The following is a 21,139-nucleotide window of genomic DNA, read 5'->3' as shown; positions in this document are numbered from 1 at the left end:
TCGTCGTCCTGGTCGGACGTCGCCTACTGCGCGAGCTTCTCGACCGAGGCGCCCCAGCGCTCGTTGAGCTCGGCGAAGTAGCTCTCCTTGTCGCCGTCGGCGGCGCCGCGCGCGATGTCGACGAGCTTCTGGCGGTAGATCGGGCCCCAGAGGTCGATCTGCGAGTCGTTCGAGACGTCGCTGAGCAGGCTCTCCTCGCCGGCGGGCGCGGGGTTGGTCTCCATGAGCTCGACGCCGGCCTCGTCGAACCCGGCGAGGTTCGCGGGAAGCTCCTCGGCGGCGACCGTCGAGATCATGCCCTGGTCCTGCGTGAAACCCGAGTCCTGGAGGAACCACTGGATCCACGCCCATGCCGCGGCCTTCGACTTCGAGTGCTTGCTGATGCCGAGGTTGTAGTCGCCGCCGATGACCGCGTACTGGGTGCCGTCGGCCTCCGCCGGGAACGCCATGTAGCCGATGTCATCGGCCGATGCGCCGTTCTCCTCGGCGGCGGCCTGCATCTGCGAGATGGCCCACGATCCGAGCGTCATCGCGCCGATCTTGCCGGTCGCGATGTCGACCTTCGACTGCTCCCAGTTGGTCGTGAGCGGGTCCTCCTCGGTCAGGCCTGCGGCGACCGCGTCGTAGAGCAGCGAGTCGATGGCGTAGACGTCGGTGCCCTTGGTCCACGGCGCCGGGTCCTTGGCCATGTGGATGCCGGCGTCGGGGTCGTTCGTGACCGAGCCGAGGTTGCTGAAGGCCTGCGTGAGCGGCCAGCCTTCCTTGTAGTTCGTGTAGAGCGGGATGGCGTCGGTCTCGTCCTTGATGGCCTGCAGCGCGTCGAGGAACTCCGCCTCGGTCGTCGGCAGCTCGGTCACGCCGGCCTCCTCGAAGACCCGCGTGTTGTAGAGCACGCCGTTCGCGTTGCCGCCGACGGCGAGGCCGTACTGGGTGCCCTCGTAGGAGTGGGTGTTCAGGAACCGGTAGGTGTCCTCGAAGTCCGACTTCTCGCCGAGCGGTTCGAGGAACTGCTCGAACTGGCTGGGCTGCATCGTGGGGATGCCGATGACGTCGCCGTAGTTGGTCGAGCTCAGGCGGGTCTTCATCTCGCCCTCGTAGTCGGTGATGCCCTCGACCGAGACCTTCACGTCGGGGTAGAGCTTCTCGAACTCGGCCACGTAGTCGTCGAACGTGCCGTCCTCGACGAGGTCGGTGCGCCACGTGATGACCTTGAGGTCGCCCTTCACCTCGCCGTCGATCGTGTTGTCCGCCGCGTCGGCGCCGCGGGCCGAGCATCCGCTGAGCGCGAGCCCCGCCAGGGCGAGGAGTGCGATCCCCGCCGATGCCTTCTTTGCCATGTGCTTGCTCCTTGTCAGGTTCACCCTTGAACTGGGGCCTCTCCCGCCGTGCCGGGCGGGGGGCGTGCGGTGCCCAGAGTAGGGGTCGGTCGCGGGCTCTGCAAGGGGCTGATGTCAACGCTGTCCTCGGCTGTCCAATCGGTTCACAGACTGTATAACCATGGTTTGACCAGCATTTCTCTCGCCAATATCAGAGCGGAACGCCTCATGAATGTCCCAAGAATGTCGTTCGATGGACATTGGTCGCGCCGATTGCTAAGCTGACCCCATTCGAGACGAAGGGGCCCGGATGACCGTGCAGCAGCGGGCGACGCTCGACGACGTCGCACGACTCGCCGGCGTCAGCGCCAAGACCGTCTCGCGCGTCTTCTCCAACCGCGAGGTCGTCGCGCCCGAGACCGTCGAGCGCGTGCTCGCCGCCGCGAAGCGCCTGCGGTTCCGGCCCAACTCGCTCGCGCGCAGCCTCCGCCGTGGCGGCGCGACGAACACGATCGGGTTCGTCATGGGCGAGTTCGGCAACCCGTTCTACTACAAGGTCGCCGCGGGGATCGAGCAGGAACTCGCCGCCAACGGCTACGCCCTGCTCGTCGCGACCACCGACGACACCCCCGACGGCGAGGAACGCGTGGTCGACGCGCTGCTCGCGCAGCGGGTCGGCGCCCTGCTGCTGATCCCCGTCGCCGACGACCAGTCCTACCTCGAGGGCGAGCGCCACCTCGGCACGCCCGTCATCGCGATCGACCGTCCCGCGCGCAACCTCGTCGCCGACGCGCTCGTGCTCGAGAACCGTCGCGGCGCGTACGAGGCGACCCGCCGCCTGCTCGAGCTCGGCCACCGCCGCATCGGCTACGCCTGCAACCCGGCGGCCGTGTACACCCAGGGCGAGCGCGTCGCCGGGTACCGCGCGGCGATGGCCGAGGCCGGCGTCCACGACACCGCGCGCTGGGAGCGCCTCGTCGACGACCGCACCGTCGCGCCCGAGCAGACCGTGCTCGAGTTGATCTCGGGCGACGACGCGCCCACGGCGCTCATCACGGGCAACAACCGCATGACGATCGGGGCGCTCCGGGCGCTCACGGCGCACGGCGACGCCGACGCGATGGCCCTCATCGGCTTCGACGACTTCGACACGGCCGACGTCATGGGCATCAGCGTGATCTCGTACGACCCCGTCGAGCTCGGCCGCGACGCGGCGCGGCTCGCGCTCGAGCGCATCGAGGAGCCGACCGGGTTCACGCGGCAGGTCGAGCTGCCGACCTGGCTCGTCGAACGCGGGAGCGGCGAGCGCCCGCCCGCCGAGCCCTCCCACGGGTAGGGCGCGCGGCCGCGCCATCCGGTGCAGGATGGAACCTGCCGTGACGCACGCGGCGGATGAGGAGACGGTGTGAGCGGCAAGGTGGTCATCTCGGGGCCGGCGTCATGGAACCGGATCGTGCTGCTCGAGCACCTGCCCGACCCCGTGCCCCACATGCAGTTCGCGCTCGGCGACTACGAGACCGTCGGGGGCACGTCCGCCGGCAAGGCGCTCGGGCTCGCCGCGCTCGGGCGCGAGGTCGAGCTGTTCACGCTGATGGGCCCGGATGCCGACGGCGAACGCCTGCGCGGCATCCTCGAGCGGGTTCCCGGCCTCGCGCTCCACGTCGTCGACGGCGCACGCACCGAGCGGCACCTCAACCTCATGACCCCGCACGGAGAGCGCGTCTCGCTCTACCTGTCGACCCCCGACGACGCGCCGTCGAGCGACGACGCGCGCCTCGAGGCCGAGATGGAGGGCGCGGCCGCGATCGTGCTCGACCTCTCGGAACGGTCCCGGCGGATGATCCCCGACGCGCGGGCGAGCGGGCGCCCGGTGTGGACCGACATCCACGACTACGACGGCACGGCCGAGTTCCACCGGCCGTTCATCGACGCCGCCGAGGCGATCTTCATGAACGCCGACCGCATCGGCGGCGACCCGCTGCCGTTCATGCGCCACTGCATCGACGAGGGCGCCCGGCTCGTCGTGTGCACGCTCGGCGCCGAGGGCGCCGTGGCGCTCAGCGCCCTCGACGGCGGCGGCGCGTCGGAGCACCGCGTCGACGCCGTCCCGGTCGAGGTCGTCGACACGAACGGCGCGGGCGACGCGTTCATGTCGGGCGTGCTCCACGCCACGCTTAACGGGGCCGGGATCGAGGAAGCGCTCGAACTCGGCGCCCGGCAGGCGGCATCCGTGCTCGGCACCCGGCACCTGCACGCGACGCTCGACGCCCTCGTCACGGCCGTCGAGTAGGCGCGGTCGACGCGAGCGCAGCGGGGCGCTGCGCGGCCGGGCTACTCCGGCTGCCTCCGCTGGAACGAGCGGCCGCCCACCTCGGTCACGTCGACGCGCACCCACCGGTCCTTGGGCTCGGGCGCCCACGGCGTGACGCCGAGGCCGGCGACCCGCTCGATCTCGCTGTCGCGTTCGAGCTGCCGGGCCCGGCCCTTCGCGACGACGCTGTAGGCGGCGCCCTCGTCGTGCCCGTCGACCTCGAACGCGACGTTGGCGTGGATGGTGAGCTCGAGCAGCTTCGTGCCGGGCGCGGTCCGGAACACGATCGCATGCCCGTCGGGGCCGACGTCGACCTTGTGGTTCACCGGGAAGATGTCGACCTCGCCGCCGGCCGCGGCCGCGATCCGGCCGTAGGGCGCGGCCTCGATGAGGCGCCAGCACTCCTCCTCGCTGAGTTCGCGTGTCGGCGGGCGGTCGTCGTCCTGTCCGTTCATGGGGTCCTCCTCGTTCCGGTTCGGTCGCTGGCGGGGGCGGCGCCGAGGAGCGGGTCCTCGCGCCCGCCGATCGGGACGCGCTCGGACTGGTCGGGCACGCGCACCTCCCAGCCGAGTTCGCGCTTGATGCGCGCGCGCAGGGCGTCGGCGGCGTGCGGTTCGCCGTGCGTGACGTAGGTCGCGGCGGGGGCGGATGGCGCGGCGCCGAGCCATCGCATGAGCTCGTCGGCGTCGGGGTGCGCCGACATGCTGCCGATCTCGACGACCTCGGCGCGGATCGGCACGTCCTCGCCGAAGATCCGCAGGATCCGCTCGCCCGAGGCGAGCGCGGCGCCGCGCGTGCCGCCGGCCTGGAAACCCGTCAGCACGACGGCGTTGCGGGGATCGGGTCCGTACTCCGTCAGGTGGTGCAGGATCCGCCCGCCCGTGAGCATGCCGCTCGCCGAGATGATCACCATCGGCCCACCGCGCAGGTTGAGCAGCTTCGAGTCGTCGACGGTGGTGATGCGCGTGGCGAGCCGGTACATCCGCTCGAGCTCGGCGGCGTCGAGCCGGTGCTCCTCGGGGTACCGCTCGTAGATCTCGGCGACGTCCACCGCCATCGGGCTGTTCAGGTAGATCGGCACATCGGGCAGCAGGTCGCGGTCGCGCAGCCGCGACAGGTGCAGCAGCACGGTCTCGGTGCGGCCGACCGCGAACGCGGGGATGAGCACCACGCCGCCCTTGTGGGTGACCCGGCGGATGACCTCGCCGAGCCGGTCGGCCGGGTCCTCGTCCGAGTGCAGCCGGTCGCCGTACGTCGACTCCGTCACGAGCAGGTCGCACGGTTCGAGCGGCTCGGGCGGGCGCATGAGCGGATCGGACGCGCGGCCGAGGTCGCCCGTGAAATGCAGCTGCGCGCCGTCCGTCTGCAGCCGCACCTGGGCCGCGCCGAGGATGTGCCCGGCGTGGGTGAGCCGCACGTCGACGCCCGTCGCGACCTCGCGATGCTCGTCGAAGCCGAGCTCGCGGAAGTGCGGGAGCGTCGCCCGCACGTCATCGGACGTGTAGACCGGCTCGGGTCGGGCGTGGGTCGACCAGTGGCGGGATGCCGCGTGGCGGGCCTCCTCCTCCATCAAGTACGCGCTGTCCTCGAGCATGATCCGGCAGAGCTCGATCGTGCCGGGCGACGCCCAGATGCGCCCCGCGAAGCCGTCGCGCACGAGGGCGGGAAGGTATCCCGAGTGGTCGAGGTGCGCGTGCGAGAGGACGACGGCGTCGATCGTCTCGGGGGCGACCGGGAACGGGCGCCGGTTGCGCTCGCGGAGCACCTTGTAGCCCTGGAACAGCCCGCAGTCCACGAGCACGCGCGCTCCCCCGCCGGTCTCGACGAGGTACCGCGATCCGGTGACCGTGTCGGCGGCGCCGAGGAACCGGAGGCTCGCCTGGCTCATGGCGTCACTCGACGTCGCTGACGACGATGACGGGACCCGCGGCCGTGAGCAGCAGGTCGTGGCTGACCGATCCGAGCAGGAATCGCGCCATGCCGCCCGTGGCGTGGCTGCCGACGACCACGAGGCTCGCACGCTCGCTGAGTTCGGCGAGCACGGGCGCCGGTCCGCCGCGCTCGAGGCGTCCGGTCGGTTCGGCGCCGATGGATCGCGCGTACTCGATGGCCTCATCGAGGACGTCGCGGCGCATCTCCTCCATCAGCTCGACGTCGCCGAGGTACTCGACGTACGCCGAGTTCCAGCTCGTCGGCACGACCCAGGCGTGCACCAGCTCGAGCGACTGCCCCGATCGCTGCGCCTCCTCGGAACCGACCCGGATGGCGGCCATCGACTCGGCCGACCCGTCGACACCGACGACGACCGTGGACCGCCTCGTGGCATCCCAGTCGGGCGGGATGACCGCGACGCTGCCCTGTCCGCGACGGCCCGCGAGTCGCGCGCCGAGCGTCCAGGCCGTCTCGCGCCCGTGCGCGGTGGTGCCGACGACGACCAGCGTGTCGTGGTCGAGGTGGGCGCCGAGCTCCTTGTCGGGCCGGCCGTGGAGGGTGTGCGTGGTGATGGTCCGCCCGGGGTGCTCGGCGCGCGCCTGCTGCGCGCGGTCCATGAGGTCGACGCGCGCCGCGGAGAGGTCGCCGGTCGCGCGCAGGTACTCGCTGGACTCGTTGCTGCCGGGGACGACCTGGATCAGCGCGATCGTCGCGTCGCCCCCGCGCGCGAGCGCCCAGCGCAGGGCCGCCTCGGCGTTCGGAGATCCGTCCCACCCGACCACGATCTGCGTGAACACCACGATCACCCCTTCGTCCGGCCACCCGGACGGGGGCCGTGATGCCAGCCTCGCGGAGGGGCGCATCGGGCGGTGGGCCGAAGGTCACTCGGGCGGCCCGCGCGGGTCGCGCGGGCCGTCGTTCAGAGCTCGCGGATGTAGCAGAGCATGCGGTAGTCCGTTCCGGGCTCGATGTTGCGGAAGCCGTGGCGCTCGTAGAACCGGCGGGTGTCGGCGTCGATCTCGTCGACGTTGATGTGCACCTCGTGGGCGCCGCGCGCGCGGACCCCGTCGATCGCGTGCGTGAGCAGCGCCGTGCCGATGCCCCGGTCGCGCAGGCCGGGCACGACGTAGAGCTCCTCGAGCTGGGCGAGCCGTCCGTCGTAGTACGGGGTCGGGCGAAGCGTGAGGTACGCGAACCCGGTCGGCTCGCCGGTCTCGCCTTCGGCGAGGGCGACGATCACGTCTGGCCGGTCGAGCAGGGGCCTGAAACGTCGTGCGAACGTCTCGGCGTCGGGCGTCGGGCTCTCGAACTCGACGTTGAAGTCGTACAGCAGGCGACCGACGGTGCCCGCGTCATCCGCCACGGCGTCCCTCACGGTGTTGGTTCCCGGCTCGCCCGCCATCGGCTCCTCCTTCGTGGTCAGTACCCGGTGTGGTCGACGAACGCCATGCGGGCGCCGCGGCGCGGTCGGCCGCGGAGCCCCGCGGCCATGAGCAGGCGGATGACGCGGTAGCGCTGCCCGGCCCAGGGCGCGAGCGCGTCGAGCATCTCGTCGTCGGTCATGTCACGGCCGTGCAGGGCGTGACCGACGTAGTTCGCGAGGTGGTAGTCGCCGAGCGAGACCGCGTCGGGATCGCCGAGCGCGCGCTGCGCCACCTCGGCGGCGGTCCACGCGCCGATGCCCGGGAAGTACGTCAGCCGTGCGGCGGCGTCGGCGTGCGAGAACTCGGCCGCCTCCTCGATGCGTTCGGCGGAGGCGGCGACGCGCTGGATCGTGGCGGCGCGCTTCGGGTCGACGCCGGCGCGATGCCATTCCCACACCGGGATGGCGCGCCATCCGCCCGCCGACGGTACCACCCGCATGGGTCGCGGCACCGGGCCGGGTGCTGCGGAGCCGAACTTCTGCACGAGCCGCCGCCACGACGCGTGCGCCTGCAGCGTGATGACCTTCTGCTCGAGGATGGCGGGCACGAGCGACTCCATGACGCGGGCCGTGCGGGCCACGCGCCATCCGGCGTTGCGGCGATGCGCGTCGTCGAGCACGTCGAGGCCGGTGCGGAAGCCGGTGGTGTCGTCGCGTTCGCCCAGCATCGACGGCGCGAGCGCGACGGCCGCGCCGGCACCCGGGCCCCAGGCCTCGACCCGCACGAGATCGGGCCCGCGCTGGAGGACGCGCATGGTCGCCGCGCCCTCGTCGGTCAGCGTCGTGCGCCACACCGCGCCATCCGCCGCGAGCGCGAACGTCGGGTCGCCCGGGCCGCGCCGCAGCACGCCGAGCGTCGACACGACGTGCGTCTCGTGCGGGGCGCGCCAGTCGAGCGCATCGTCGGGGGTCACCCCTCCAGTGTGCGCCCTGCCGCCGTCACGCGCGCTGCCGGTTCGCGCGCGGGTGCTCGGCGCAGTCGTTTCCGGACGGCCCTGGTCGACCCGGCGTCACGCCAGGTGTCTCGTATCCGACCTCGACTGGGCCGATGCGATCACCGGGTTGCGACACATCGTTGCGAGACTCGCCTGTCGCCGAAACTCACCTGCAGCTCGGCCGTGCACTGACGGGGTCCGAGCCTCGGTCGAGACGCCTCGAATCCCATGGGTTACGAGACAGTCACGCTGTCGCAGGTGGGGTCCCTTAGCGGGCAGGTTCATCGGGCGGGTCATCCGGGCACTGAGTCGATCGAGGCTGTGCGGCACATCTCGCCGAGGATGGCCGCCCGATGATCGACCGGCTTTCGGGCGGCCGAAGTACGTTACGGCAGTCGTTGCGGGTGTCGACTGTCGCCTACCCGCAGTAACCGTCCACACCTTCGGAAGTGGATCTGATTGGGGACCGCCTATCGGGCGGTGCCGGCCGTTGCCTGCTCTCGTGAAAGGTGCTGAATCTGGGTGGCGAGCCGACGCAGCCGCGGCCGACGCGCCGTCAACGCACACAGTGCCCGCTCGTCGACGACCGCGAATGTGATCGGCTCGGACGACACGCCGCGAAATCACGCGCCGAAAACGTCTGCCAGAACTTCTGGTGCCCGGCGCGCGTGCTCGAGACCCCTCGGGGATGCTCGCCGAAAACGACGGCGAGCCGCCTTCTCACCGCGCCCACGATAGGGGAACCGGCTCGTGTCAGCCCGACGGTATACTCGAAGTATGACTACGACGATCAAGGTGAGCGATGAACTCCGCGACCGCCTCAAGGAGCAGGCGGCGCGCGACGGACTCACCCTGGGCGCGCACCTCGCGCACCTCGCGGACGCTGAGGACCGCAGGTGGCGGCTGAGCACCTTGAAGGCGGCGGTCTCCGCATCGGCGGCCGAGCAGGCCGACTCGCACGCTCAGGAGTCGGCGGATTGGGAGCGCACCGAGCTGGCTGACGCCCAGTCGTGACCGAGGCGGAACTCGCCCCCGGCATGATCGCTTGGGCATCGCTCGAGCCGGTTCGTGATCGGGAGCAGGGTGGACACCGTCCCGTGCTGGTCATCGCCTCGGCCGGATACCTGGACGCGGTCACGACCCTCGCGATCGTGCTGCCGATCACAACCACTGATCGCGGATGGCCCAACCACGTCCGGGTCGACGGGCATATCGGTCTCGATCGGCCGTCATGGATCATGACCGAGCAACCGCGAACCCTCTCGCGTGACCGGCTCACGAAGGTCTCGGGTCAGGTATCCAGCGACTGCCTCGCAGCCGTGCGGATGTGGCTCGGCGACTTCCTCGACCTCTGAACACGTCCGGCACCCGACATGATCGGCGGCCGACACGTCGCGTTGAGGGATCGTCGGTGCGCCGCCGGCCGACCCTTGGCCGAGCGGCGCACCCTGAGGGTCGGTTCGAGTGCGGCTATGTGAACAGCTGTACCGACGCCGACATCCGGCTTATATAATGGTATATATAGAACCGAGGGAGGCGCCATGGCCGTCACATCCATCGACATCGATCCCGACGAGCTGAGGCAGGCCAAGGAGTTGGCCGGCACTTCCTCCAATCGCGAGACCGTTGACCTCGCGTTGCGCACGCTGATCGCCGTTCGCCGTCAACCGGCTGCCGTCGAGCGCATCATCGGGCGCAGGTTCGAACCCGACCAGATCGACGCGCCGACCATCGCGCCGACGGTGACGCCCACGTGACGACGTATCTCGTCGACAACAGCATCTGGCAGCGGGCCGGGACGAGCGCGGCGATCGCCGACAGGCTCAGAGCACTGTCGCCGAACCACCTCATCATCACCTGCCCTCCCCAGGTGCTCGAGTACTGCCACTCGGCGAGGGATCCCCGCGAGTACGCCGAGCTCCGAGAGGACATGGAACAGCTGCTCCCGGCGTGGGAGCACCCCGACGAGCAGGACGCCCTCGACATCCAGCAGGCACTCTGGGACAAGGGACTCATCCGCGCCGCAGCAGCATTCGACTGCCTCATCGCCGCCTATGCCGTCGTCAATGATGCCGTGATCCTGAACTCCGACCGCGACTTCGGGTACGTCGAACTCGCTACCGACGGCGGAGTCCGACAGGAGTACGTTCCAGCCTGATCGATGGCCAGGGCTGTCTTGTCCGCTACGCGTCATCCCGACGTGGAGTCCTCCGGCCCTCGACGATCCTGATGTGCGCAATGCCGACCGCGTCGGCGCGTGGTTCAGGACTGCGCGCGAGGCGCCCGAGGCGTCCGAGGCGCCCGAGGCGCCCGTCGCGGATCACCATCCGCGTCGACCCGCGCACGCCGGGATGCGCGAGGATCGAAGGACGGCCCGCGAATCGAGGAGCACGAGCATGACCGCCGAGCACGAGACATCCGCAGCGCAGGACACCGCGCACGACGAGGCGCACGACGGCCTGCACCCCGACACGCTCGCCGTGCACGTGGGCCGGCCCGCCCGCGAGCCCGACGCGCCGATGAGCACGCCCGTGCACCTCTCGTCGACCTACCACGCGGGTGGGCCGGCGGCCTACGGCCGCTACGGCAACCCGTCATGGGCGGCGTTCGAAGCGGCCCTCGGCGCCCTCGAAGGCGGAGCATGCGTCTCGTTCGCGTCGGGCATGGCCGCGATCTCGGCCGTGCTCGATCTCGTGCCCACCGGCGGCACCGTCGTCGCGCCGCGGCACTCGTACACCGGCACCATCGGGCTGCTCGACGACCTCGCCGCCACGCGCGACGCGACCGTCCGATACGTCGACGTGACCGACACGAAAGCCGTGACGGATGCCGCGGTCGGCGCCGACCTCGTCTGGATCGAGTCGCCCACCAACCCGGCCCTCGAGGTCGCCGACCTCGACGCGATCGGTCGCGCCGCGCGCGCGGCGGGTGCGCTGTTCGCGGTCGACAACACGTTCGCGACTCCGCTCCTGCAGCGCCCGCTCGAGTCGGGCGCCGACCTCGTCGTGCACTCGGCGACCAAGTCGATCTCGGGCCACAGCGACGTCATCATGGGCGCCGTGATCGCGCGCGACACTGTTCTGCGCGACCGCATCGAGGGCCGGAGGCGCCTGCACGGCGCCATCCCGGGCCCGATGGAGAGCTTCCTCGCCCTCCGCGGACTGCGCACGCTCCCCGTGCGGCTCGAGCGCGCCCAGGCGACGGCGCAGGCGCTCGTCGAACGCCTGACCGGCCACCCCGCGCTCGACGAGGTGCGCTACCCGGGCTTCGGCGCGATCATCTCGATCGTCGTCACGGGCGGGGCGGATGCCGCGGAGCGGGTCGCCGAGTCGACCCGGGTGTGGGTGCACTCGACGAGCCTCGGCGGGGTCGAGTCGCAACTCGAGCGACGCCGTCGCTGGCCGGCCGAGGCTGAGACGATCCCCGACGGGCTGCTGCGCCTCTCGGTCGGGCTCGAGCACGCGGACGACCTCGTGCGCGACCTCGACCAGGCGCTCCACGCCGCCGCGCCCCCGATCGCGGTCGACTGACGCGGACGACGCCCCGCGCGCCCGGTCAACCCCCTGCCCGCCCGTTCCGCCCGAACGTACCGTGGCGGTGAGGACGGAACGCGAGGAGGCACACCCGTGACGTTGACCGACGCTCGGACGCCAGTCGAGCACCTCGACCCCATGCGACCCATGGCGACGCCGTCGCCGCGCGGCCCGCTCAGCGCGGCGCTCATCCGGCTCATGCAGCACACCCGCCTGGCCGGGCTCGACCTCGTCGAGGCGAGCGCGACCGGAGCGCTCACCCGCACCCGCGAGGTGCTCGATGACGACGACATCCAGCTCGCGCTCTTCCTGCTCTACGAACTCCAGTACGGCGGCGTCGAAGGCGTCCCCGACGCATGGGAGTGGGAGCCTCGCCTACTCAAGGTGCGGCTCGACCTCGAGCGCGCGTTCGAGCTCGCGCTCCGGCGTACGGTGCCGCAACCGATCGCGACGCGCGGCGTGCCCGAGGCGCTCGTCGAGCTCGTCTCGCGCGACGACGCACCGGGGCTCTCGGCGTGGGTGGAGACCGACGCGACCGAGCCGCAGGTGCGCGAGATGCTCGCGTGCCGCTCGATCTCCACGCTCAAGGAGGCCGACCCGTACTCGTGGGCCATCCCGCGGCTGCACGGTCGCGCCAAGGTCGCGCTCGTCGAGATCCAGGCCGACGAGTACGGCGGCGGCCGGCCCGAGCGCCAGCACGCGGAGCTCTTCGCGGCCGCGCTGCGCGCCGCGGGCCTCGACGATCGCTACGGCGCGTACGCCGACCACGTGCCGGCGCGCGTGTACACGTCGATCAACCTCATCTCGTTCTTCGGGCTGCACCGCCGCTGGCGCGGCGCCGCCGTCGGCCATCTCGCCGCGTACGAGATGACCTCGACGCAGCCGTGCCGCGCCTACGCGCGCGGTCTGCGCCGCCTCGGCTTCGCCGACGACGTGGTCGAGTACTTCGACGAGCACGTCGAAGCCGACGCGGTGCACGAGCAGCTCGCCGCGCGCGACCTCGCCGGCGGACTCGCCGAGACGGAGCCCGGACTCGTCGACGACCTGCTCTTCGGCGCCTCGGCGTGCCTGACCGTCGACGGGCGGCTCTGGGGCGGCGTCCGCGCCGCGTTCGAGCGCGGCGAATCGGCGCTGCGGATGCCGCTGCCATGAGCCGCGCGGCCGGCGACGCGCCATCCGCGGGTCCCACCTCCATCACGGCGTGTCCCGACGGACCCCTCATCGCGCGCGGGCCCATCGAGCTCGTCGACGAGCACGGCGACCCGATCGAACGTCGCCGCCGGACGATCGCGCTCTGCCGCTGCGGCGCGTCGGCGATCCGGCCGTTCTGCGACGGCTCCCACCGCACGGTCGGCTTCCGCACCGAGCGGCCCGCGCGGACCCCGGCCGTGATCGTGCCCGAACCGATCGTCGACGAGGAGCCCGACGCGGCGAGCGCCTGAGCCCATTGCCGACGGCCGCGACGAGGTCAACCCCATGCAGGCCGCACGCTCGGCTGCCTACGGTGGAAGGGTGAGCGGCACCCGAGGTTCCATTCCGCGGTCGCCGGCGTTCGACGACACGCTGGCGTTCGTGCGGAGCGGCTACCTCTACGGCACCCGCCGCTTCCGCACGCTCGGCGCCGACGCCTTCGAGGCGCGGCTCGGCGGCAGGAAGGCGGTCGTCGTGCACGGCCGGGAGGCGGCATCCGTCTTCTACGAGGGCGACCGGTTCTCCCGCGAACGCGCGATGCCGACCTCCGTGCAGCACCTGCTGCAAGACGAGGGCAGCGTGCAGGCCCTCGAAGGTCTGGCGCATCACCACCGCAAGTCGATGTTCATGCGGATGCTCGACGAGCCCCACGTGCTGCGCCTCGTCGACGAGTTCGACCTCCAGTGGGCGCGCGTGCGCGCCGAGCATGCGGGCCACACCGTGCCCCTGTACGACCTCGGCAACCTCGTGCTCACGCGCGCCGCGCTCGCGTGGGCGGGCGTCCCGGCCGGCACGGTCGACGACCGCGAGCTCGCCGGGCGCCTGGCCGCGATGGTCGACGCGGCCGCGACAATCGGGGCCCCGAACTGGATCGCCCGGAGTCGACGGCGGCGAGCCGAGGCCTGGGCGGCGGCGCTGGTCGCCGACGTGCGCGCCGGCACGGTCGAGGCCGGCGAGCACACCGCCATCCGCATGATCGCCGACGGCTCGGATCACCACGGCGCGCCCCTGCCCGAGGAGGTTGCGGCGGTCGAGGTCCTCAACGTGCTGCGCCCGATCGTCGCCGTCAGCCGGTTCCTCGTCTTCGCCGTGCACGCGCTGCACACCCATCCCGCATGGGAGCCGGTGCTCGCCGAAGATGCCGCGGCCGCGACCCGGTTCGCGAACGAGGTGCGCCGGTTCTACCCGTTCTTCCCCGTCATCGCCGGCACGGCGCGGCGTGACTTCGACTGGCACGGCCGCAACTTCGAACCCGGGGAGCGCGTCATCCTCGACCTGTACGCCACGAACCACGACCCGCGGAACTGGGCGGAGCCGCGCCGGTTCCTCCCGGAGCGGTTCGAGCGTTGGGACGGCGACCCCAACACCCTCGTGCCGCAGGGCGGCGGCGACGCCGCGACCGGGCACCGCTGCCCGGGCGAGGCAGCCACGATCGCGCTCACGGCGCGATTCGCGCGCCTCGCCGCGTCGCGGCCGTTCGAGGTGCCCGAGCAGGACCTGCGCATCAGCCTCCGGCACATCCCCGCGCTGCCGATGGACCGGATGCGTGTCACGATGCGAGCTTGAGGAGGGGATGATGGGAACGCTGTACTACAGCGCCGCGCAGTACCCCATCAGGATCGACGACGTCACGCTGACGAGCCTGAGGGTCGTGATCGAGCGTCGCCTCGACGCCGGCGTGGGCCTGACGCTGTCGTGGTCGGAAGCGGGATTCGGGCGGTCGACCGTGTGGCTGCACCCGACGATCCCGCTCCGCGTGCACGTCGACGACCCCGTCGCCATCGCGCCGGATGCGGATGCGATCGACGCGATGGCGAACGAGGTGGAGCAGTCGGGCGGCATCGTGCTGCCGCCCGACGACGAGTTCTGGCTGCGCGAGCCGCCTCAGGGCACGACCGCGAGGTGATTCTCGACGTGCTCGACGTGCGGTGACGCCCACGCGGCCTCCTCGGCCTGCGCGCGCTCGAGGTACGACGAGACGAACCCCGTGAGCCGCACCGTCGTGCCGTCGGCCTGCACGTCGACGTGGTTCGCGTCGATGATCGCGTGCCGCACGAGCGCCCGGCGGATGCGCTCGGCCGTGTCGTCCGCCGACGGGCGCCGGCGCAGGGCGATGCGGCTCTCCACGGAGTGCACCCCGGGGATCCGGGCCACCGCGTGCCGGACGCTGTCGCGCTGGAAGTTGAACTCGACCTCGCCGGTCAGCACGACGTCGCGGCCGTGCACCTCGGCGCGCACCGAGTTGGGCTCCGAGCCGACCCACGCGACCTCGCGCTGCACGGCATGCGCCAGCTCGGTCTCGTCGGGCTCGCGGGAGCCCCGCACGGTCACCTCGAGGTCGTCGATCACGGTCGTGACGCCCTGCACGCGTTCGGCGGCGCGGATGGCGTCGGCGCGATCGGAGAGATCGCCCACCTCGCCGGAGAGCCGCACGGCGCCGTCGACCACCGAGACGCCGATGCCCGCGGAGTCGAGCCCGGGCGTCCACTCGAGCTCCTCCTCGACCCACCGCTGGATCTCGTCGTCCGTGTACTTTCCAGCCATCTCGGTGCCCCTCGCGCTCAGGACGTCGCGGTCTGGTCGGCGGCGCCGCCGCTGGTCGTGATCGACACCTTGCGCGGCGATGGGAGCGCCTTGTACGGCACCGTCACCTTGAGCACGCCGTTGTGGAAGTCGGCGCTCACGCTCTCCTCATCGGCCATCTCGGGCAGCTCGATGCGGCGGTAGTAGCTCATGCTGCTTTCGCGCACGACGTACTTCTTCTTGTCCTTGTCCTCGTCCTTCTCGTGCCGCTCGGCCTGGATGACGAGCGCACCCTGGTCGACGTCGACATCGATGTCGCCCTCGCCGAAGCCCGGCAGGTGGGCCTCGACCGTGAGCTTGTCGTCGCCCTCCGTGTAGATGTCGGTGATCGGCGCCGTGCGCCGCGACTGCGAGAACATCCCCTCCGGGAACAGTTGCCGCTGCAGCGCGCCCAGTTCCGCGAACGGGTCGAAGCGGATGACGTTGCGGGCCATGATCGGGCCTCCTCCGGTTCCTCGAGGTCCGCGGCAACCCCCGCCGCGGACGCCGTGACCATGCTCGCGCCGGGGCTTACGGGTCGCGAGGCCTTTGGTCCTCCGGCGCACCGGCGCGCCGCCGCCATCGGTCGCTCCGGCGCCCGAGTGACCTTCGGCCCGACGGCGCGCCCTCGCCGAGCGCGACGCTGGGCGCGACCCGACGCAGTCGCAAGGGGGTGGGGCGGATGACGCCGCAGCGCATCGCACGGGGGACCCTGCTGTTCGTGCAGGCCTTCACGGCCGTCACGGCCGTGCTGGGCGGGGCCGCGCTGGTCGCCGGTTCCGTGCTGGACTGGAGCGGAACGCCGCTGGCGATCCCGGAGGACTACCTGGCCGGGTCGCCGTTCTCGTCGTTCGTGCTCCCCGGGCTCGCGCTCGCGCTCGTCGTGGGGGGCTCGCACGCCGTCGCGTTCGTGATGGTCGCGCGACGCATGCGATGGGCGATGCTCGCGTCGGCGATCGCGGGGTTCGGGGTGCTCGTCTGGATCTTCGTGCAGATGATCTACATCCCGTTCAGCCCGTTGCAGGCGACCTACTTCGTGCTCGGGGTCGTGGAGCTCGCGGCGGTCCTGGTCCAGCTCGACGTGCTCCATCCGTGGTCGCACGCGCGGGTGCACCGGCCCGGCGCGGCGCAGCCCCCTGAAGCGGCCGACGTCGGCGGCGCGACCGCGGAGGCCGATGCCGGGACGGGGGCCGGGCGATAGCGCCGGAGCATCCCGGCCGCGCGCAACCCGTTCCGCCGCACCCGGTTCCGTGCCATGGTGAGTGCATCGGCACTCGCTGCCGGCCAGGGAATGAGGTCGTCATGACCCGATCGCCGCATCACGCGCCCTTCGCGGGGCGGCACGCCCGCGCCGGTTCGGCCTTCCTCGCCGTCGCGGTGATCCTCGCCGCGACGAGCGTCTCGGTCGGGCTCACGATCGACGGGGTCGCGTCGTCGTGGTGGCGGTCGTTGCTCACCGTGGCCACCGACGTGCTCGGGCTCGCGGCGGTGTGGGTCGCGCTGCCCCTCGGCGTGTTCCTGCTCCTGACGGCGGGCACGCCCCGCCCGGCGCGTCGCGCCGCGGCGATCGCGGCGGCGGTCGCCGCGCCGATCCTCGCCGAATGGTCGGGCGCCGCGCGTTCGCCCTTCCTCATCCTCCTGGCCCTCGCCGCCGCCGTCGGCGGCTACGCCATCGTGGTGCTGGGGCTCACCGAGCACCGGCGCGACGCCCGCCGTCCGAGCACGGTCGCGGCGGTGGCGGTCGTCCTCGGGGTGGCGAACCTCGCCGTGATCGCCCTCGGCATCCTGCACCTGCTGGTGTGGAACCCGCTCGCGCGCGTGCCAGGACTCGAGCTCGCCGAGATCTACACGGCGCTCGACGCCCGCGGGGGCATCGACGGCGGTCCGGTCCTCTGGGCCCTCGCCGCGCTGCTGGTCACCGTCGCGGCCGGGGCCTTGGCGGTCGTCGGCGGGCGCCGCGGCACCGTGACACCGCATCAGGCGGTCACGGGCGGGCTGCTGCTGATCCACGCCACGAGCTTCTTCCTCTGGTGGGCCGGATTCGGCCTCGCGCTCGAGATCGCCGACGCGTTCGGCCTCAGCGGCGGCGACGCGTCGCCGGTCGGGTCGCTGCTCGCGCTCGTCGGGGCGGGGTGCCTGGCGGCCGCGATCCTGATGCAGCTCGGACCGCCGGCGGCGGAGACGGAAGACGACGAGGACGACGAGCTCGACCGGGACGACGGGATCGACGAGGTCGACGCACTCCCGTCCGCGGTGGCCCCGGTCGCGCCGGCCGTCGCAACCTCCTAGCGTGGTGTCATGGCCGCCGCGAAGGACGATGCCGAACTCCTCGAGATCGAGGGCCACGAGGTCCGCGTGAGCCATCCGGGTCGCGTCGTCTTCGCCGAACCCGGGCTCACCAAGCTCGACCTCGTCCGCTACTACCTCGCGGTGGCCGACGGTGCGCTCCGCGGTGCGGGCGGCCGCCCGATGGTGCTCAAACGCTTCGTCAAGGGCATCGGCCAGGAGCCGTTCTTCCAGAAGCGCGTGCCCGAGAACCATCCGGAGTTCATCGACACGGCCACGCTGCACTACGCGCGCGGCACGTCGGCCGAGGAGGCCGTGATCCGGGATGCCGCGGGGCTGGCGTGGGTCGTGAACCTCGGATGCCTCGACCTCAACCCGCACCCGGTGCGCGCCGAGGACCTCGACCACCCCGACGAGCTCCGGGTCGACCTCGATCCCATGCCCGGCGTGGACTGGGCGCAGATCGTCGACGTCGCGATGATCGCGCGCGACGTGCTCGCCGACGTCGGGCTCACCGGCTGGCCGAAGACGTCGGGATCGCGCGGCATGCACCTGCTCGTGCGCATCGAGCCGCAGTGGACCTACCCCGAGGTGCGCCTGGCGGCGGAGACGCTCGCGCGCGAGGTCGAGCGCCGGGCGCCGGGGCTCGCGACCGCGCGCTGGTGGAAGGAGGAGCGCGGCGAGAGCGTGTTCGTCGACTTCAACCAGAATGCGAAGGACCGCACGGTCGCGTCGGCGTACTCGGTGCGTCCGCTGCCCGACGCCCGCGTCTCGACCCCGCTCGACTGGAGCGAGGTGCCCGTGCGGCGGCCGGAGGAGTTCACGGTCCCGACCGTGCTCGAGCGGTTCGCCGACCGGGGCGACCCGCATGCCGGGATCGACGGGTCGGCCGGCCGCCTCGACGCGCTGCTGCGACTCGCCGAGGAGCTCGGCCCCGCGGAGAAGGCGCCCCGCGGCTCGGGCGACGGCTCGGGCCGCCGGCAGTCGACGATGCCGCTCATCGAGGTCGCCCGCACGGAGACCAAGCCCGAGGCGCTCGATGCGCTCGAGCGCTGGAAGTCGGCGCATCCGACGGCCGTGGAGCACCTCTCCCCTGCCGACGTCATGGTCGACGGGATGCGGGGGTCGAGCTCCCTCTGGTACCGCGTGCGCGTCAACCTCCAGCACGTGCCCGAGGGCGAGCGGCCAGAGCAGGAAGCGCTGCTGGTGGACTACGACCCCTGGGCGGCGGTGCGCAACCGCGGGTCGTGACGTTCGAACCCCGTGCGCAGCACGACCCGCCCCTCGTCGACTCGCGCGATGTCGGCCCAGGCCGCGAGGAACAGGCCCCGGTGCACGCGGCGCAGGTAGTGCGCGATGGGCCACGGCGCGCTCACCCCGGTGCGCTCGTAGCCCCACATCGACGTGCGGCTGCGCGGGCTCACGAGCAGGCCCACGAGCCGCGGTGCGGCCAGCAGCTGGCCGGGCGCGCCGTCGATGGCGAACCGCGCGTCGACGACCGACCCGACGCGATCGCCCGCCGCGTCGACGACCTCGCTGCCGAGGAGCTCACTGAGGATCATGGCGGCCTCCAGGGATGCGTCCGATGACGTGCCGGCTCACCCAGCGCTCGACCCACGTGGCATCCACGCGATCGCCGGCGACCCCGAGCCTCAGCACCGTCCCCACATCGGACACGAGCTTCCATGGGATCCGCATGCGGCGGGACGACGGCGGGCGGCCGCCGAAGATCCGGGTTGGCAGCTCCATGCCCACGAGCAGGTCGGCGATGGTCGGCGGCGCGGCATCCGGCTCGATCGGCCGCCCGGCCTCGATGCCCGAGAGTTCGACGTCGGCGACGACCGACACGGGCACGCCGTCGCGGTCGAGGACCTGGCGGTCGAGCAGGTGCAGCTGCGCGTCGATCACGCGTCCGGCCGGTCGCGGCATCCGTTCGCTCATGCGCCCGCCCCCGTCACGATCATCAGCGGGATGGCGGCGAGCGCCGCCACGACGATGATCACGAGGTAGACCATCGCGATCGCGTTCATGCCCCGGCCGTTCACGTCCTTCCCCATGTACTCGGGGTCGTTCGCGACGAGCAGGATCGGCAGGTACGTCAGCGGGAGCGCGACCGCGGAGAAGACCACGGAGATCTCCGTGACCGCGATCGGGTCGACGCCGGTGGCGAGCACCCCGACGGCGATCAGCAGCACGACGATCATCGCGACATGGAAGCGCGCGGCCTGCGCGGGACGTCGGAACTTGCCCCACGACCAGCCGAGGTACTGCGCGAGCGTGTACCCCGTCGAGAGGGTGGTCTCGAGGGCGGCGCCGAAGGTGGCCGCGAGGATCCCGACGATCGCGAAGCTCAGCGCGAGCATGCCGCCCGCCTGGGCGACGGGCAGCACCACCTGGCTGAGCGAGGTCACCGAGATCGACTGCGGCAGCAGCACCACGGCCGCGCACCCGGCGATCGCGACCGAGAGCAGGCCGCCGAGCGGGAAGCCGACGAGCACGTTCGCTCGCGAGGTGGCGAGGTCCTTGCGGGTCCAGCGTTCCTCGATCGCGCCGGAGGAGAAGAAGAACACCTCGTACGGGGTCATCGCCGCGCCGAACAGCGCGACGGCGTAGTACCAGTACGTCGCGACCGGCTCGCTGTCGGGGATCGTCGGCGTGAGGGCCTGCGAGGCGAGCTCCCCCCAGTCGGGCGCGAGCATGAACAGCGCGACGGCGAAGACGATGAGCGTCAGGCCGAGCAGGCCGGTGACGTTCTCCAGCAGATCGAACTTCGCGCGCCAGACCACGATCCACACCCCGAAGGCCGCGACCGGGATCCACCACCCGGGTCCGACCGAGGTCGCGAGCTGGAGCGCGAGCGCGACGCCGCCGACCTCCGCGGTCACGGTGAGCAGCGTGATGAGGAACGATGCCGCGAGGTTCGCGAGCCCGGCGCGCGGCCCGAGCCGCTCGCGGATCACCTCGAAGGTGGCGCGACCGCTCACCGCGGCGACCCGGCCCGACATCTGCGCGTACACGCAGATGCCCACGACCCCGACGAGCACGACCCACACGAGGCCCAGCCCGAAGCGCGAGCCGACGACGGCGTTCGTCACGAGGTCCCCGATGTCGACGAACCCGCCGATCGCGGTGAGGATGCCGAGGGCCACGGCGAAGATGCGCGTCACGGCCGACCCTCTCGCGTGAGCGCCCGCAGCGCCTCCTCGGCGTCCGCGACGCGCTGCGCCGCGTCACCGAGGTCGCCCACGCCGCCGAGCGCGTCGGCGGCCGCGTCGAGCGACCGCACCGCGTCGTCGAGCGCGTCGAGCGCCTCGGCGCGACGCCCGGCTTCGGTCTCGTCGGCGGCGTCGAGCTGCCCGACGGTGCGGGCGGCATCGACCGCCTCGCGACGCGCGTCCTCGACGGCGGTCGTCGAGGTGGTGCGGAAGATCCGCTCGCCGGCGTCGAGGTCGAGCGCGAGCCGCGCGGTCGCCAGCGCGGCGACGGACTGGTCGACCGCATCGGTGACTTGGTCGGACGTGCTTGCGCAGCCGGTGAGGAGCAGCGCCGTCGCGATGGCGCCCGCGACGGGCGCGCACCACGGATGACGCCTGCGCTCGCCCGAGCGCCGGGCAGGCCGATCGCGGTCCAGCCTCATGATCGCGACGCTA

General features: G+C 72.1%; 26 protein-coding genes. 14 read left to right on the top strand and 12 right to left on the bottom strand.

All coding sequences use genetic code 11. The annotated features are described in order from the left end of the window. Nucleotides 1-23: 23 nt before the first annotated feature. The gene (locus JOD46_RS02240; protein WP_204391338.1) at nt 24-1,337 is read right to left on the bottom strand and encodes an ABC transporter substrate-binding protein; all 1,314 of its coding nucleotides are present in this window, start codon (nt 1,335-1,337) and stop codon (nt 24-26) included. Nucleotides 1,338-1,626: 289 nt separating this feature from the next. Here JOD46_RS02240 and JOD46_RS02235 point away from each other — a divergent pair, with 289 nt between their 5' ends. Both JOD46_RS02235 and JOD46_RS02230 read left to right on the top strand, forming a co-directional pair. Further along, on the top strand, nt 1,627-2,652 hold the full coding sequence (locus JOD46_RS02235) for a LacI family DNA-binding transcriptional regulator (protein ID WP_204391337.1): 1,026 nt from the start codon (nt 1,627-1,629) through the stop codon (nt 2,650-2,652). A 69-nt stretch (nt 2,653-2,721) separates the two neighbouring features. After that, nucleotides 2,722-3,606, top strand: coding sequence for a carbohydrate kinase family protein (locus JOD46_RS02230; RefSeq protein ID WP_307834872.1), 885 nt, complete (start codon nt 2,722-2,724; stop codon nt 3,604-3,606). A gap of 41 nt (nt 3,607-3,647) precedes the next feature. Here JOD46_RS02230 and JOD46_RS02225 read toward each other — a convergent pair whose 3' ends face one another. The 5 genes from JOD46_RS02225 to JOD46_RS02205 form a co-directional block, all read right to left on the bottom strand. Further along, nucleotides 3,648-4,082 (bottom strand): pyridoxamine 5'-phosphate oxidase family protein, encoded by a 435-nt coding sequence (locus JOD46_RS02225; protein WP_204391336.1) that lies wholly within the window; start codon nt 4,080-4,082, stop codon nt 3,648-3,650. Further along, nucleotides 4,079-5,515, bottom strand: a complete 1,437-nt coding sequence (locus JOD46_RS02220; RefSeq protein WP_204391335.1) for an MBL fold metallo-hydrolase RNA specificity domain-containing protein — start codon at nt 5,513-5,515, stop codon at nt 4,079-4,081. The genes JOD46_RS02225 and JOD46_RS02220 overlap by 4 nt, the downstream gene beginning before the upstream one ends. Nucleotides 5,516-5,519: 4 nt before the next feature. Then, nucleotides 5,520-6,359, bottom strand: coding sequence for a universal stress protein (locus tag JOD46_RS02215; protein WP_204391334.1), 840 nt, complete (start codon nt 6,357-6,359; stop codon nt 5,520-5,522). 119 nt (nt 6,360-6,478) lie between these two features. After that, on the bottom strand, nt 6,479-6,961 hold the full coding sequence (locus JOD46_RS02210; protein ID WP_204391332.1) for a GNAT family N-acetyltransferase: 483 nt from the start codon (nt 6,959-6,961) through the stop codon (nt 6,479-6,481). A 17-nt stretch (nt 6,962-6,978) separates the two neighbouring features. Continuing rightward, on the bottom strand, nt 6,979-7,896 hold the full coding sequence (locus JOD46_RS02205; RefSeq protein ID WP_204391330.1) for a DNA-3-methyladenine glycosylase family protein: 918 nt from the start codon (nt 7,894-7,896) through the stop codon (nt 6,979-6,981). Between the two features lie 798 nt (nt 7,897-8,694). Here JOD46_RS02205 and JOD46_RS02200 point away from each other — a divergent pair. The 9 genes from JOD46_RS02200 to JOD46_RS02160 all read left to right on the top strand — a co-directional run bounded on the left by JOD46_RS02200 (nt 8,695) and on the right by JOD46_RS02160 (nt 14,547). Then, on the top strand, nt 8,695-8,931 hold the full coding sequence (locus tag JOD46_RS02200; protein WP_204391328.1) for a hypothetical protein: 237 nt from the start codon (nt 8,695-8,697) through the stop codon (nt 8,929-8,931). Between the two features lie 23 nt (nt 8,932-8,954). Next, nucleotides 8,955-9,272, top strand: coding sequence for a type II toxin-antitoxin system PemK/MazF family toxin (locus JOD46_RS02195; protein ID WP_204396144.1), 318 nt, complete (start codon nt 8,955-8,957; stop codon nt 9,270-9,272). A gap of 186 nt (nt 9,273-9,458) precedes the next feature. Further along, a complete protein-coding gene (locus JOD46_RS02190; protein ID WP_204391326.1) occupies nt 9,459-9,674 on the top strand; it encodes a type II toxin-antitoxin system VapB family antitoxin in 216 nt (71 codons plus the stop codon). Then, nucleotides 9,671-10,075 carry a PIN domain-containing protein gene (locus JOD46_RS02185; RefSeq protein ID WP_204391325.1) on the top strand — a complete coding sequence of 135 codons (405 nt, stop codon included), beginning with the start codon at nt 9,671-9,673 and terminating at the stop codon, nt 10,073-10,075. Before JOD46_RS02190 ends, JOD46_RS02185 begins: the two co-directional genes overlap by 4 nt. A 238-nt stretch (nt 10,076-10,313) precedes the next feature. Continuing rightward, nucleotides 10,314-11,447 carry a trans-sulfuration enzyme family protein gene (locus tag JOD46_RS02180; RefSeq protein ID WP_204391324.1) on the top strand — a complete coding sequence of 378 codons (1,134 nt, stop codon included), beginning with the start codon at nt 10,314-10,316 and terminating at the stop codon, nt 11,445-11,447. A 96-nt stretch (nt 11,448-11,543) separates the two neighbouring features. Then, nucleotides 11,544-12,602: an iron-containing redox enzyme family protein gene (locus JOD46_RS02175; RefSeq protein ID WP_307834871.1), complete on the top strand. Its 1,059-nt coding sequence runs from the start codon at nt 11,544-11,546 to the stop codon at nt 12,600-12,602. Beyond that, the gene (locus JOD46_RS02170) at nt 12,599-12,892 is read left to right on the top strand and encodes a CDGSH iron-sulfur domain-containing protein (RefSeq protein WP_204391323.1); all 294 of its coding nucleotides are present in this window, start codon (nt 12,599-12,601) and stop codon (nt 12,890-12,892) included. The genes JOD46_RS02175 and JOD46_RS02170 overlap by 4 nt, the downstream gene beginning before the upstream one ends. Nucleotides 12,893-12,962: 70 nt before the next feature. Next, a complete protein-coding gene (locus JOD46_RS02165) occupies nt 12,963-14,207 on the top strand; it encodes a cytochrome P450 (protein ID WP_307834870.1) in 1,245 nt (414 codons plus the stop codon). A gap of 10 nt (nt 14,208-14,217) precedes the next feature. Beyond that, nucleotides 14,218-14,547 (top strand): DUF7882 family protein, encoded by a 330-nt coding sequence (locus JOD46_RS02160; RefSeq protein ID WP_204391322.1) that lies wholly within the window; start codon nt 14,218-14,220, stop codon nt 14,545-14,547. On the opposite strand, the gene JOD46_RS02155 is transcribed toward JOD46_RS02160, so the two are convergent. Together JOD46_RS02155 and JOD46_RS02150 are read right to left on the bottom strand one after the other, a co-directional pair. Continuing rightward, nucleotides 14,526-15,185, bottom strand: a complete 660-nt coding sequence (locus JOD46_RS02155) for a BON domain-containing protein (RefSeq protein ID WP_204391321.1) — start codon at nt 15,183-15,185, stop codon at nt 14,526-14,528. The two genes, JOD46_RS02160 and JOD46_RS02155, sit on opposite strands and share 22 nt — an antisense overlap. A gap of 17 nt (nt 15,186-15,202) precedes the next feature. Then, nucleotides 15,203-15,658 carry an Hsp20/alpha crystallin family protein gene (locus JOD46_RS02150; protein WP_204391320.1) on the bottom strand — a complete coding sequence of 152 codons (456 nt, stop codon included), beginning with the start codon at nt 15,656-15,658 and terminating at the stop codon, nt 15,203-15,205. 227 nt (nt 15,659-15,885) lie between these two features. On the opposite strand from JOD46_RS02150, the gene JOD46_RS02145 reads away from it, so the two are divergent. The 3 genes from JOD46_RS02145 (at nt 15,886) to JOD46_RS02135 (ending at nt 18,740) form a co-directional block, all read left to right on the top strand. Then, a complete protein-coding gene (locus JOD46_RS02145; protein WP_204391319.1) occupies nt 15,886-16,404 on the top strand; it encodes a hypothetical protein in 519 nt (172 codons plus the stop codon). 101 nt (nt 16,405-16,505) lie between these two features. After that, entirely contained in the window at nt 16,506-17,492 is a 987-nt protein-coding gene (locus JOD46_RS02140) for a hypothetical protein (protein WP_204391318.1), read from the top strand. 9 nt (nt 17,493-17,501) lie between these two features. Then, nucleotides 17,502-18,740: a DNA polymerase domain-containing protein gene (locus JOD46_RS02135; RefSeq protein ID WP_204391317.1), complete on the top strand. Its 1,239-nt coding sequence runs from the start codon at nt 17,502-17,504 to the stop codon at nt 18,738-18,740. On the opposite strand, the gene JOD46_RS02130 is transcribed toward JOD46_RS02135, so the two are convergent. From JOD46_RS02130 to JOD46_RS02115, 4 genes are read right to left on the bottom strand one after another with little or no spacing between them, the layout of a single operon-like run. After that, nucleotides 18,701-19,051, bottom strand: coding sequence for a PRC-barrel domain-containing protein (locus JOD46_RS02130; protein ID WP_204391316.1), 351 nt, complete (start codon nt 19,049-19,051; stop codon nt 18,701-18,703). The two genes, JOD46_RS02135 and JOD46_RS02130, sit on opposite strands and share 40 nt — an antisense overlap. After that, nucleotides 19,038-19,430, bottom strand: a complete 393-nt coding sequence (locus JOD46_RS02125) for a hypothetical protein (protein WP_204391315.1) — start codon at nt 19,428-19,430, stop codon at nt 19,038-19,040. Before JOD46_RS02125 ends, JOD46_RS02130 begins: the two co-directional genes overlap by 14 nt. Continuing rightward, nucleotides 19,427-20,656: an Nramp family divalent metal transporter gene (locus JOD46_RS02120; protein ID WP_204391314.1), complete on the bottom strand. Its 1,230-nt coding sequence runs from the start codon at nt 20,654-20,656 to the stop codon at nt 19,427-19,429. Before JOD46_RS02120 ends, JOD46_RS02125 begins: the two co-directional genes overlap by 4 nt. Next, nucleotides 20,653-21,126, bottom strand: a complete 474-nt coding sequence (locus JOD46_RS02115) for a hypothetical protein (RefSeq protein WP_204391313.1) — start codon at nt 21,124-21,126, stop codon at nt 20,653-20,655. The genes JOD46_RS02120 and JOD46_RS02115 overlap by 4 nt, the downstream gene beginning before the upstream one ends. Nucleotides 21,127-21,139 lie beyond the last annotated feature (13 nt).

Origin of the sequence: Agromyces aurantiacus, assembly GCF_016907355.1 — a bacterium.
Taxonomy (GTDB): Bacteria; Actinomycetota; Actinomycetes; order Actinomycetales; family Microbacteriaceae; genus Agromyces; species Agromyces aurantiacus.
Note: the sequence above shows the minus strand (reverse complement) of the source record. Positions and strands in the feature narration are given on the sequence as shown.

Excerpts from the sequence above, each read along its gene's own strand:
- JOD46_RS02125 (WP_204391315.1), bottom strand. The coding sequence starts at position 19,430 with ATGAGCGAACGGATGCCGCGACCGGCCGGACGCGTGATCGACGCGCAG.
- JOD46_RS02135 (WP_204391317.1), top strand. The coding sequence starts at position 17,502 with ATGGCCGCCGCGAAGGACGATGCCGAACTCCTCGAGATCGAGGGCCAC.
- JOD46_RS02225 (WP_204391336.1), bottom strand. The coding sequence starts at position 4,082 with ATGAACGGACAGGACGACGACCGCCCGCCGACACGCGAACTCAGCGAG.
- JOD46_RS02180 (WP_204391324.1), top strand. The coding sequence starts at position 10,314 with ATGACCGCCGAGCACGAGACATCCGCAGCGCAGGACACCGCGCACGAC.
- JOD46_RS02210 (WP_204391332.1), bottom strand. The coding sequence starts at position 6,961 with ATGGCGGGCGAGCCGGGAACCAACACCGTGAGGGACGCCGTGGCGGAT.
- JOD46_RS02115 (WP_204391313.1), bottom strand. The coding sequence starts at position 21,126 with ATGAGGCTGGACCGCGATCGGCCTGCCCGGCGCTCGGGCGAGCGCAGG.
- JOD46_RS02190 (WP_204391326.1), top strand. The coding sequence starts at position 9,459 with ATGGCCGTCACATCCATCGACATCGATCCCGACGAGCTGAGGCAGGCC.
- JOD46_RS02220 (WP_204391335.1), bottom strand. The coding sequence starts at position 5,515 with ATGAGCCAGGCGAGCCTCCGGTTCCTCGGCGCCGCCGACACGGTCACC.
- JOD46_RS02235 (WP_204391337.1), top strand. The coding sequence starts at position 1,627 with ATGACCGTGCAGCAGCGGGCGACGCTCGACGACGTCGCACGACTCGCC.
- JOD46_RS02200 (WP_204391328.1), top strand. The coding sequence starts at position 8,695 with ATGACTACGACGATCAAGGTGAGCGATGAACTCCGCGACCGCCTCAAG.
- JOD46_RS02150 (WP_204391320.1), bottom strand. The coding sequence starts at position 15,658 with ATGGCCCGCAACGTCATCCGCTTCGACCCGTTCGCGGAACTGGGCGCG.
- JOD46_RS02145 (WP_204391319.1), top strand. The coding sequence starts at position 15,886 with ATGACGCCGCAGCGCATCGCACGGGGGACCCTGCTGTTCGTGCAGGCC.
- JOD46_RS02195 (WP_204396144.1), top strand. The coding sequence starts at position 8,955 with ATGATCGCTTGGGCATCGCTCGAGCCGGTTCGTGATCGGGAGCAGGGT.
- JOD46_RS02160 (WP_204391322.1), top strand. The coding sequence starts at position 14,218 with ATGGGAACGCTGTACTACAGCGCCGCGCAGTACCCCATCAGGATCGAC.
- JOD46_RS02130 (WP_204391316.1), bottom strand. The coding sequence starts at position 19,051 with ATGATCCTCAGTGAGCTCCTCGGCAGCGAGGTCGTCGACGCGGCGGGC.
- JOD46_RS02140 (WP_204391318.1), top strand. The coding sequence starts at position 16,506 with ATGACCCGATCGCCGCATCACGCGCCCTTCGCGGGGCGGCACGCCCGC.
- JOD46_RS02155 (WP_204391321.1), bottom strand. The coding sequence starts at position 15,185 with ATGGCTGGAAAGTACACGGACGACGAGATCCAGCGGTGGGTCGAGGAG.
- JOD46_RS02240 (WP_204391338.1), bottom strand. The coding sequence starts at position 1,337 with ATGGCAAAGAAGGCATCGGCGGGGATCGCACTCCTCGCCCTGGCGGGG.
- JOD46_RS02170 (WP_204391323.1), top strand. The coding sequence starts at position 12,599 with ATGAGCCGCGCGGCCGGCGACGCGCCATCCGCGGGTCCCACCTCCATC.